The 8,869-nt window shown below is 69.2% G+C and carries 9 protein-coding genes and 2 pseudogenes; all 11 read left to right on the plus strand.

Annotated elements, in window-relative coordinates; translation table 11 throughout:
• Positions 1-44: 44 nt before the first annotated feature.
• Positions 45-498, plus strand: a 454-nt coding sequence (locus UG55_RS48035; RefSeq protein WP_396230994.1) for a bifunctional DNA primase/polymerase, incomplete at its 3' end; no start/stop codon positions are given.
• A 35-nt stretch (positions 499-533) separates the two neighbouring features.
• Positions 534-938, plus strand: a 405-nt coding sequence (locus UG55_RS30305) for a hypothetical protein (protein ID WP_206779416.1), incomplete at its 3' end; no start/stop codon positions are given.
• A gap of 27 nt (positions 939-965) precedes the next feature.
• Positions 966-1,226: pseudogene (locus UG55_RS30310) on the plus strand (ATP-binding protein); the annotation flags it as partial.
• Positions 1,227-2,732: 1,506 nt separating this feature from the next.
• Positions 2,733-3,092: a helix-turn-helix domain-containing protein gene (locus tag UG55_RS23695; protein WP_083987136.1), complete on the plus strand. Its 360-nt coding sequence runs from the start codon at positions 2,733-2,735 to the stop codon at positions 3,090-3,092.
• Positions 3,093-3,646: 554 nt separating this feature from the next.
• Positions 3,647-3,844: a hypothetical protein gene (locus tag UG55_RS23705; protein ID WP_128423151.1), complete on the plus strand. Its 198-nt coding sequence runs from the start codon at positions 3,647-3,649 to the stop codon at positions 3,842-3,844.
• Positions 3,845-3,906: 62 nt separating this feature from the next.
• Positions 3,907-4,698: ATP-dependent Clp protease proteolytic subunit (locus tag UG55_RS23710; protein WP_242425006.1), on the plus strand; the 792-nt coding region annotated here is incomplete at its 3' end.
• Position 4,699: 1 nt separating this feature from the next.
• Positions 4,700-4,986: pseudogene (locus UG55_RS48040) on the plus strand (ATP-dependent Clp protease proteolytic subunit); the annotation flags it as partial.
• A gap of 76 nt (positions 4,987-5,062) precedes the next feature.
• On the plus strand, positions 5,063-5,926 hold the full coding sequence (locus tag UG55_RS23715) for a DUF2637 domain-containing protein (RefSeq protein WP_083987137.1): 864 nt from the start codon (positions 5,063-5,065) through the stop codon (positions 5,924-5,926).
• A gap of 1,621 nt (positions 5,927-7,547) precedes the next feature.
• Positions 7,548-7,775: a hypothetical protein gene (locus tag UG55_RS23725; protein ID WP_128423154.1), complete on the plus strand. Its 228-nt coding sequence runs from the start codon at positions 7,548-7,550 to the stop codon at positions 7,773-7,775.
• Entirely contained in the window at positions 7,772-8,110 is a 339-nt protein-coding gene (locus UG55_RS23730; RefSeq protein WP_066073304.1) for a hypothetical protein, read from the plus strand. The genes UG55_RS23725 and UG55_RS23730 overlap by 4 nt, the downstream gene beginning before the upstream one ends.
• Before the next feature lie 85 nt (positions 8,111-8,195).
• On the plus strand, positions 8,196-8,869 hold a 674-nt coding region (locus tag UG55_RS23735), incomplete at its 3' end, for a recombinase family protein (protein WP_131799255.1).

Raw genomic sequence — 8,869 nt, forward strand, 5'->3', positions numbered from 1 at the left:
CACTCGCCTCCGGGCACCCCGCGCTTCGGGGCGCGCTCGACTGGGTGGAGCGGACCGGAAATGGCATTTTCCCGCTGCATTCCTATGAAGACAACCGCTGCACGTGCAGCGACCTCAGCTGCAGCAGCCCCGGGAAACACCCACGGACCGCCAGCGGATTCAAGGAGGCCACCGCCGACCGGGTGCAAATCCGGGCGTGGGTGCGCCAATGGCCCGGGTGCAACTGGGGCGGTGTGACCGCTGGGCTTGTCGTGGTCGACCTGGACGGGTCGCGTGGGGCGGACGGGTGGGCTGCCCTCGTCGACGAACACGGCGAGACCCCGACCCTGACCCACCGGACCGGCAGGGGCCGACACCTGATCTACCGGCAGAACGGCACCAAGGTCAGCAACAGCGCGTCGAAGATCGCGGACAGTGTCGACATCCGAGCGGACGGCGGCTACATCGTCCTGCCCGGCTCGCTGCACCCTTCCGGGCGCCTGTACGAGACCGAGCAGGNAGGGACGGTGGTCGAGGCCCCGCGGTGGCTCGTTGTGTCCGCGACGGCCCCCCGGAGCACCGCGACGAGCAGCACGGACGGCCCCCGCCCCGGTCGCCTCGGCGAGGCGATCCCGTACGGGGCGCACGACGACACCCTGTTCAAGTACGCGTGCCTGCTGCGCAGCCGGAACGTCGACAAGGTCGAGGCGTATGCCTTGATCGAGCAGCGGCGACGCGACTGCCAGAACGGCGGACCGAGCGAGGTGGCCGGGTTCACCGCCGAAGCTGCACGGGCGAAGGTCGACGAGGTCTGGGGCCGCTATCCCGCCGGACGTGGCGGAGACGGCGACAAGCCCAGCGGCGGCAAGGGCCCATCCCAGGCCACCCAGCTCGTGAACCTCGCCTTGGAGCGGTACGACCTGGGACAGACCGACGAAGGCGAGCCGTTCGCCGTGGCGNAGGGAGGAGACGTCCGGATCGCGCGGATGCTGCGCGGAGCGGGCGGCCTGCGCGCCGAGCTGTCCGCGCTCTACTTCGAGCGGTCCGGCTCCGCCCCGTCCAACTCCGGCTTGGCCGATGCGCTGGTCGCCCTGGAAGGGTTCGCCCGGCGTGGCGAGAAGCGGTCGGTCGCCTACCGAGTCACCCGGGACGAGGCCGACCCAGCGCGCCCCGTGGTGATCGACCTCGGCGAGGAGGAGACCGGCCGCGCGGTGGTCGTCCGCCCCGGTGGCTGGGAGGTCGTGTCGNACGCCCCGGTGCTGTTCCGCCGGTCGGCGCTGACCAAGCCGCTGCCCACACCCGAACGCGGTGGCGCCCTGGACGCGCTGCGGGAGCTGCTCAACGTTAGTGATCGAGACTGGGCGCTGCTCGTGGCGTTCCTGGTCGCCTCGCTCATCCCGGAGATCCCACACCCAGTGCTGCTGATCACCGGCGAGCACGGGACCGCCAAGACCGGTGCGATGGTGACCCTGGTCTCCCTGATCGACCCGTCGGCCGCCCCGACACGAGCCACCCCGCGCGACTACGAGCAGTGGGTGGTGGCCGCGTCCGGTTCGTGGGTGATCCNGCTGGACAACGTCTCGTACATCGCCGATTGGTTCTCGGACGCGATCTGCAAGGCGTCGACCGGAGACGCCATGGTCCGCCGGACCCTCTACGCCGACCGGGACCTGACGGTCGACACATTCCGGCGGGTCGTGATCATCAACGGCATCGACGTCGGGGCGCTCCGCGGCGACCTCGGATCGCGGCTACTGCCGCTGGAGCTGCAGCGGATCACCATCCGCCGAACCGAGAAGCAGGTGAGGGAGGCGCTCGAACAGATCCGGCCGGCGGTGGTCGGAGCACTGCTCGATCTGCTGGCTCAGGTCCTGGTCGTCATACCGGAGGTTGAGACCCCGCAGGTCCGCATGGCCGACTTCGGCCAGGTGCTGCTCGCCCTGGACAAGGTCTGCCCGGACCTGGGCGCGTGGGAGGCGTTCGAGCGCGCGCAGGAGGTCATCAGCGCCCGGGTGATCGAGAGCGACGCGGTCAACTCGGCGCTCCTGGCGTTCATCGAAGAACAGGCACCCGAGCGGAACGGGGTGACGACCTGGGAGGGGTCAGCCACCGCCCTGCTGGAGCGGCTCGGCAAGTACCAGACCGACAAGCCCAGGAACTGGCCCAGCAACGGCCAGGTGCTGTCCGCTCGGCTGCGACGCAACGCCCCTGACCTACGCGACCAACACGGCCTTGACGTCGTGTTCCACGACCCCACCAAGAAAGGCGGGGTGCGCCTGGGACGGCGGGTCGAGCTGCGGTGGTCGCCCGACGGACCACCTGCGCAGCAGGAGATCCCGGGCGTGACTGACCCTGCCAGCACTAACTGGGAGTGACCGTGGGCGGCTACGCAGCAGCGGCTACGGGCTACGCAGTGCGTAGCCGCCTGCGTAGCCCACGAGCCCCGACGGGACGGGGGCGGCTACGCGGGCTACGCAGCTACGCGCCCCCGCGCCGCTGCTCCGGCCGCCCGGCTACACGGGCTACGCAGTAACGGGGCAATTACCTTTCTTAGGTCGAAATATTAGAAGAAGCGCGAACGATAAACCAGCGGTAATTGTTCGACCGATCGCGAGTGACGACGGCGGCCCAAGAGCACGCGGCCAGAGCTGGCCCGTACGAGTGCGTAGCCCGCGTAGCCGCGTAGCCGCATAACGGCGAGTGATCGCGACGGGTATTCACGATCAGGACCCGCCCCCTATCAGGAGGACTGAATGGAAGTGGACACAAATGCGCCGCGCCCCACGGCGCTCGGCGCCCCGCTGGTCGGGCCGAACTACGCCGGTGTGCCGATCGGCTCACCTGAATACGCCTATGACTTCGAGGTTGCCGGCAAGCGGCTGCGTGCGTGGCGGCTGAGCCAGCCTCGGGTGGCTGGCCTGACCATGTCCGAGCTGGCCCGTCGGGTCGGAGTCGGCAAAAGCCGGATTCAGCACATCGAGACCGCCAACGGCGCCCGTGGCCCGGTCTGCTGCACTCCCTGGATGCGCGCCAAGATCGCGGACGCACTTGGCGTGAAGCTGGGCGACATCTGGCCCGACGCCTACGAGCTGGCCGACGGCTCCCAGCGGTGAGCGCCCCAACCCCCAAATGCCCCCCGGAAGGAGGCGAACCCCATGCGCTGCACAGCGCTACGGAAGAACCGTGAACCTTGTAAAGGCCCCGCCGTCCGAGGTTCGAACAAGTGCCGTATGCNCCTGGGGACCAAACCGGCCGCGTCGATCGCTGCTCACGAGGCCGTGGCTGAACTTGCGCGGCGGGGCGTGACTCCGGTCGACAACCCGCTAGCGGCGCTGGCCGAACTCGCAGGCGAAATCGTCGCGGTAAAGGACNTCTTCCGTGAGCGAGTAGCCGAGCTGGACGCAGGCTCANGGCGGTACAACGGGCAGGGTGCCGAGCAACTGCGGGCCGAAATCACGCTCTACGAACGGGCGCTCGACCGGTCGGTGTCCGTGCTCGCCAACATCGCCAAGCTTCGGATCGATGAGCGGTTGGCCAAGATCACCGAGGACCAGGCGCAGGCCGTGGTCCGCCTGATGACGAACGTTGCCGCACGCCTCGGCCTGGACCTTGAAGACCCCGTGATTCGTGACGCCGTCCTGGACGAGCTAGGAAAGGTGCAGACGTGATGTCCGATGCCGAGCTGTGGTCCCGCGTCGCGGCGGCTTTCCGGCCCTCTCCGTACGGCGAGCGGCTGTGGGGGTCAGCTGCCGAAGGCGCGTTCATCCGGGGCGACGAGCAGGGGGGTTCTGTCCTCACTGTGCGGACCCCCGGTGAGGACGTGGCCTATCACGTCGTGGGTGTCTCTCCGGATGCGCTGCGGTGAGCGCCGGGCGGTGACCCCAGCAGAGACACCGGTAACCCCAGCGAGATACCGGGGTGTCCCGGGTGACCCAGATAGCAGCCAACCAGCGAATAGGGGTTCTTGAAATGGAACACGAGATCGATATGACGGACTTCCGTGAGGCGCTCGCCTGGTTGTCCGCCACCCTGGACACCGCCCTCACCGAAGGGATCGAACCCGGCTCCCGGGTCCGCAGGGTCGCCGATAGCCGGGCGGCCGGTAACCGGGAGCCCGACACGGCGCTCGACCGGGCGGAGCAGAGGGTCCGCGACGAGTTCAACGAGATGGTCAAGACGATCATCGGACAGGCCGACGCCGATTACACCGACGTGAGTGCGGCGCTGGCCACGACGATCGTGGTCGACGCGGTCCGCCGGATCTACGGCGAGGCGGTCGCCACGTTCGTCACGACCGACCCGGCAACCTGGGCTCTGGCGACCGACCCGGCGAGCCCATTCGCGACCGCCCCGCCGGAGGTGGTCCGCGCACTGCTGGGTGTGCCCGCCCCCGACGACCCCACGGGAGCCGCTCGGGTGGCCGCCCGGGACTCCAGCGGCCACCGCCGGCCCGTCGGGCGGGGTACACGGGCGCAGCGTCCCGTACGGGCGCGCTACGAGATCCGGAACAGCGTCGCGACCGACGTCGCGGTGATCGACCTGATGGGCGACATCGGACCCGACGGGGTCAGCTCCGCAGACTTCGTCCGCGACCTGCGGAAGGTCACCGCCGGTGAGATCGAGCTGCACATCAACAGCGACGGCGGGTCAGTGTTCGACGGCCTGACGATCTACAACGCGGTCAAGAACCACCGGGCGCGCGTCACGGTGATCGTCGACNGGATCGCGGCTTCCGCCGCGTCGGTCGTGGCGATGGCCGGTGACCACGTGGTCATGAACGCCGGTTCGCACCTGATGATCCACGACGCGCTCATCTCATCGGGCGGCAACGCGGCGCAGCTCGGCAAGTCGGTCGACCACCTGAATCGGATCTCCGACGAACTGGCCGCGATCTACGCCCGGCGGGCGGGCGGTTCGGCCGCCACCTGGCGGGACCGGATGCGTGCCGAGACCTGGTTCTCGGCCACCGAGGCGGTAGCCGCCGGTCTGGCCGACGAAGCGCGCTGAACGCAGCGGCGCCGACCGGGGGTCGCATCCCTGGTCGGCGCCTAGCTCGGACCCCTCCACAGACAGGAATCCGATCATGACTCTACCCAACCAGCCGACCGGAAGTCCGGTGAACCGCGCGGGTCGGTGGCTCGTCTGGGTCGCCCTCGGCGCGGTCGCCACGATCGCCATGTTCGTTTCGTACAGGCACATGGTTGGCCTGCTGCTCGCCCACGGTGAGGACCCCCTCAACGCCCGTCTGTTGCCGTTCACCGTCGATGCGCCGGTGGTCGTGGTCGCGGTCGTCCTGTTCAAGGGCGCCCGGGGCTCAACCCGGCGGCTGGCCTGGTCCGCGTTCCTGCTGTGCATGGCGGCTTCCGTCGCGGCGAACGTCGCCCACGGCGAGCAGTCCGTGACCGGCTGGATCATCAGCGCGTGGCCACCTGTGATCCTGGTCTTGATCTCCGAACTCGTGCTCCGGCTTGTCGCACCCGACGACAGCCACGACAGCGAGCACGACAGCGCCACGACACCCGACCGGTGGCCGGTCGCAGCGGCCACCAGGCACGACAGCCCGGACGACAGCCACGACAACCCGGCTGTCGAGGCCCCCGAGGACGCTCCCGCGCTCGCCCCGGCCCCACGCCACGCCCCGCACCACGAGGTTCTCCCCGTGGCTCCGGACGGCCAGAGCGAGGCCACGACAGCCGCCGGCCCGCGCGCCGCTGGCCACGACAGCGACGACACCAGGCACGACAACGACACGACAGCGGCTGTCGCGCCCGACGACACGGCGGACGACAGCGACGACACCGCCCACGACAACCCGCCGAAGCTCGCTGTCGTACCACGACAGCCCGACGACACCGGGTGTCGTGAGACGACGGCCCGCGACATCGCCGAGCGCCACGGGGTGTCGGTCCGGACCGCGCAGCGGTGGCTTGCGAAGGGACGTGTGTGATGAGCGACCTAGCCAGAACGGTCCGCCGGTGGTGGTTGTTGATCGAGCGCNGGCGCCGCGCGTGACATAGGCCGGACGGACTTCGACCCTGCGCCGCTCCGCAGCCACACCGGGGCGGCCAGCGGTCGAAACCGAACGTAACCGCCCTAAGCTGCCNTCACCGTACGTGGTCGACATTCGACCCAAACAGGGGGGGCACGTGGACGAGATCGAGCAGGACGACAACGACCAGGACAGCTACCTAGCCAAATCGGCAGGTGCCNGGCGCATCGGCAAGGCCGCTGAATACCTGGTCGCAGCCGCGTGCATCCTCGCGACCCGTGGCGAGCTGAACGTCTCGACATCGATCGTGGACGACGANGGCGTTGACCTGGTGTTCCACAAGCGGAACAACTCGGCGACCCTCGCCGTACAGGTCAAGTCCCGGCTGACCGACAGCAAGGGCGTCCAGCGCGGAAGCTTCGTCGCGTTCGTCCGATCTTCGACGCTCCGGCCGCGCGACGACTTGGACATGCTGTTCGTCGCGGTCGATCCCGAGGTCGGGCGGTACACCGCCGCGTGGCTGGTCCCGAGTCCCGTCCTGGCCGAGATCGTCCNGCCGAACGCCCGGGATCTGCTGCGGTTCGTCGCGTCGCTCAAGCCGGACACGCGAGACCGTTGGAGCGGCTACCGGCTCTCGCCAGAGCAACTGCCCATCAAGATCATCGAACGCCTGGGCGAGCTGGAATCGACCCCTGCCTGAGAGACACGGAACGAAGTAGGGAAACGGGTCGTCGGGGGGTACCTCCAGCTCACCCGCGCGTCCCGAGGTGGGGCGGGTCGCCCGGCAAGCTGACGCCGGTCGAGATTGTGGGGGCTTGCGTAGCTGTGGTTGGCTGGCCGAGCGTCCCGCTCGGCCCCCACCACGCGGCAGGTCCCCGCCGTTCCGGCCGCCGTCGCGTGCGGCAGGTCCGCCCCGTCTCAGACCACCCGTCGGTGAGCTGACCCCCCTGCCCGTGGCGGGGCGCGGCGCAGCTTCCCTTGATCTGCGTCACGGCAGGTAACAGCCGCCCGTCCGGTGACCCGCGCGGGATACCTCGATGTCCCTAGGAACCCCGGGGCGCCGGAACCGGGCCGAGTGCTTCCACCCAGGTCAGCGCGACCGCAGCGACCTGGATCAGCTCGGCGCGGAGGTGGTCCAGGTCTGCGCCTTCGAGCATCGCGCNGGCGACCTCGCCGACCTCCTCAACCAGCACAGGCAGGCGCACGGCGTCCGGTAGATCTGGGCTCAGGATCGACCGGGCGCCGTGTTTGGCATGCGCACGGGTCGCCTCGGCTTCTACTTCGGCCAGGGTCTCAGGTCGGATCGTGCGGACCGATGNGGGTGTGCTCATGTCCCGATCATGCCCGCCCGGCTGACACCCTGTCACGTTCGCCGATGATATTTCCGATTCGCCGTTTCCCGTTGTTGCCCGCGAATATCTGCAATGGGTGCGCATTGTTTCCCGCATATATTGTCTCTTAGGCAAATTGCATATTTTAATGGAAATACCGGCGGGGCGCCTGGTCCCGCCAATTCCATTAAAGGAGAGACAGTGGAAACCGTGGAAACGTTCTCCCTGGTCGCGGAATGGCTGGTCTGATGCCCGCCATTCCGCTGCCCCCCGGCGCCGTGGCGCTCACGGCGGATGAGCTGGCTCGCATCTTGGCGACCGGCGGCCACCCGCAAGACGGCGCCGGAACCCCCGACCTGGGCGCGGCGCTGGTCGAACTCGTCCGCGCTGGTCGCCTGCTCGCTGTCCGGCTACCCGATCAGCGGCTCGCCTTTTCCCCCAACCCGCACGCCGCTGAGACCGAGGAGACCCGATGAGCGAGACCCCCAACCCCCGGCTGTGCCTGTGCGGATGCGGCGCGACCGTGAATAGGGAGTTCCTCCCCGGTCACGACGCGAAGCTCAAGGGCGCGCTGATCAACGCGGCGCTTGCCGGTGAGGCGCTCGACGCGTCGAAGGCGGTCAAGGCCGCTGGCCAGCAGGCGGCGGCCACCCTCGCCGCGCGGGGCTGGACGGCCCACCTGGACAAGTCCCGGGTGTCGCGGGGGGCGAAGGCCGCGCGTGCCGCTGCCAGGTCGAAGGCGGCCACGCCGGGCGGCACGACGGAGGCGCCGGAGCAGGGCGCCCAGGCCGAGCCGCCGGCCACGGACTGACCCAAACACACGACGACCCCCGGCAGGAAATGGACAAACCTGCCGGGGGTCTTGTGGCGCCGCACCCACCAAGATCGAGGGAAACATGACCAACATCAAACGCGCAACCAGCCGCACTCTGCGTGCGGCGATCTACTGCCGGGTGTCGACCGAAGACCAGGTGGACGGCACCTCGCTTGAAGACCAGGAGCGGCGCGGCCGGCTGACCGCCGATTCGCGCGGCTGGGAGGTCGCGGGCGTCTACACCGAAGAGGGTTACACCGGGACGACCGACAGCCGCCCCGAATGGGACCGGCTGATGGCCGACTGCCGAGCAGGTCAGATCGACGTCGTGATCGTCCTGAACTGGAAGCGGTTCGCCCGGAACGCCCGGATCGGGCTGACCCTCGCGGCGACGCTCGAAGAGATGAACGTTGCGCTCGTCGTGATCGAGAACGAGGTGGACACCTCGACCGCGAACGGGCGGTTCGTCCGGCACATGTTCCTCGGGCTGGCCGAGCTGGACCGAGACAACGTCGTCGAGCAGATGGCGCGCGGCCAGCACGCGAAGGCTCGGCGAGGTGGCTGGCCGGGCGGTGACGCGCCGTACGGCTACCGCCGCGAAGGCACCGGCCGCGACTGCATGGTCGTGATCGACGACCACGAGTGGACCATGCTGTTGCAGGCGATCGCGTGGATCGTTGACGAGGGTCTCACGACCGGCGAATGCTGCGAGCGACTGAACGCACACGGGATGTTGCCACGCAGAGCCGCCGCGTG

This window comes from Frankia sp. EI5c (assembly GCF_001636565.1).
Classification (GTDB): domain Bacteria; phylum Actinomycetota; class Actinomycetes; order Frankiales; family Frankiaceae; genus Parafrankia.